Genomic DNA, 2,431 nt, shown 5'->3' with positions numbered 1-2,431 from the left:
CTCACAAAAGAAAAGATCACACCTCAGAGCGAACCTGCCCAGAGTGCCAGAAGACTCAGCCAAACGCGAAAGCCTTTTCGGTTCACAGAAGGCAACACCGAAAACGAAAGCTTGATGATGCAAAGCCCAGTGATTGATGTCTGCTGGTCACAGGCTCAGGAGGGAAAGGCACTGTAAACGTTTGGGCATGATTTGAAGTGCAATGTTCACGTCCATCTGTCTATCACCTGCGGCGGGTTAACCGATGATAAAAAGACATGGAAGGAAATCTTCTTCAGCAAACAGGTCTTAATGCCCATGTGGCAGTACGAAGTCATCAACCTGCTTCGACTGCGCCATTAAAGACTCGCCCTTGGCAGGCTGGTTTCACTGACCCCAAATTTGTGAACTTTCATTCCCAAACCGGTTCTAACCTTTCAATCAGTTTTAAATGTCCTTTCTAACTGAGGATCAATAACGACTTTAGAGCATTGAAGGAGCAGGCATGCACTCTACAAGCAGCAATTCCAGCATTGACAGTTTATTCTCGCCAAAACCTGAGCAACCCCGACCGGAGGAAACACCAACAGGTGTTATTGCAGGCAGGGACGTCACTGCATCTTACAAAAATAAATCTTTGTTACTCGATTTGCCCGACTTACCAGAATCTATGATTATTCGCTATTTGGGTTTGCGGGAGATTACCCGATTAGCAAAGGTATGCAAATATCTTCGCGCTCTTGTTGAAAGTAACAGAGCTCTGGAAAGGGCATGGTATCGCCGGTTTCCTGCCCCACACCAATATCAACTGAAAACAATCTTTACGGCAAAAGATGATCAACAACTCAGTGATTGGTTGAGGCCATTTGCGAATACGGGCACTGTCAAGTCACTCGTAAAAAAACGAGATAACGCTTACTTCCCCGCACTGATCCTTTTCACCAAAAATAAACTGATGTCTCAATGTGAAGTATTGAACCTGGAGACAAAAACCGAAATTACCAATCATCACGGTATCCCCATAGCCACTTTAAGCGCCGATAGCCGCCACTTGGTGACCGTCGGTTTGAATAATGCAGTGAAAATCTGTGACCAGGAAACCGATGGAACATGGAAAGTAAAACCCACTATTAACCTGAATGGCCGTGTCTGTTCCGCCAGCTTCAGCTCCGATGGCCATCATTTGTTGATCGCCGGTGGAGATGACATGAACACTGCGAAAATCTATGGTCAGGAGGACGATGGATCATGGGCAGTAAAAGACACCATTACCCATGCTGGATTGGTTAAATCAGCCACCTTCAGCGCTGATGACCGCCATGTGTTGACCGCCAGTGATGATAGGGTGAGAATCTATGGCCAGACAGATGGATCATGGGAAGCAAAATACACTACCAGCCATCTTTCTCCGGTGATATCGGCCAGCTTCAGCGCTGATGGCCGTCGTGTTTTGAGCTTCAATAAAGACAGGACTTTCAGAGTCTGCGTTCAGACTGACGATGGATCATGGGAAGAAAAAACCACCATTAAATATAATCATGATCACTTGGTCAAGTATACCAGTTTAAGCTGCGATGGACGTCATTCGCTGATCTTAAACCTCAATAACTCTGCAAAAATCTATGGTGAGAGGGACGATGGATCATGGGAAGATAAAGCTACCATTACCCATGAGAAGATGATCCTCTCAAGCACCTTCAGCGACAACGGCCGTCACCTGGTAACCACTAGTGGAGATTGCAAGGCGAAAATTCTTAACTTGCAAGACGATGGTTCATGGAAAGAAGTAACCATAATTTCTCATCTTCATTCTATCTACTCAGCCGACTTCAGCCCCGATAGCCGCCATGTGGTGACTGCCAGTTTTGATGGAACAGCAAACATCTCTGGCCAGCAGGACAGTGGATTATGGTTAATAAAAGCCACTATTAAACACAAGGACATGATCACCTCGTTCAACTTCAGCGCCGATAGTCGCCATGTGGTGACTGCCAGTTATGATGGAACGGCAAACATCTATGGCCGGAATGGCGAGGGATCATGGGTAAAAAAAGCCACCATTGCCCACAAAGATTGCGTCCAATCAGCCACCTTCAGTGCCGATGGTTGTCTTGTGGTGACCGCCAGTGAAGACAAAACGGCGAAAATTTATGGTCTGGGAGACGATGGAACATGGGTAGAAAAAGCCACCATTCAACACAATGGTGCAATCACCTCAGCCACCTTCAGCGCCGATAGCCGGTACGTGTTGACCGTTAGTTATAACAAAGCAAGAATTACTGAACTTTGTGGGAAGAATGGAAAGATGGATGGTCGGATGAGCGCAAATCCACTAAAGACTGAGAACCATGAGAAGTACTCTTTACAACAATAATCGCACAAAGCATTTTCCCCGACCAGGGCGCTGTTTTTTCTTTGTTCCAATGACCTCAATGTTTTGAACTTTCATTCT

At 46.1% G+C, this 2,431-nt stretch carries 1 protein-coding gene and 1 pseudogene; both read left to right on the top strand.

Annotation, left to right across the window (positions count from 1 at the left end; all coding sequences use genetic code 11):
- Positions 1-189 precede the first annotated feature (189 nt).
- Positions 190-342 (top strand): annotated as a pseudogene (locus KDK19_RS24305) (transposase); the annotation flags it as partial.
- Between the two features lie 142 nt (positions 343-484).
- The gene (locus KDK19_RS04930; protein WP_257291466.1) at positions 485-2,353 is read left to right on the top strand and encodes an F-box/WD40 repeat-containing protein; all 1,869 of its coding nucleotides are present in this window, start codon (positions 485-487) and stop codon (positions 2,351-2,353) included.
- Positions 2,354-2,431: the final 78 nt, after the last annotated feature.

Source organism: Endozoicomonas sp. ONNA1, assembly GCF_024606325.1.
GTDB lineage: Bacteria > Pseudomonadota > Gammaproteobacteria > Pseudomonadales > Endozoicomonadaceae > Endozoicomonas_A.
Note: the sequence above shows the minus strand (reverse complement) of the source record. Positions and strands in the feature narration are given on the sequence as shown.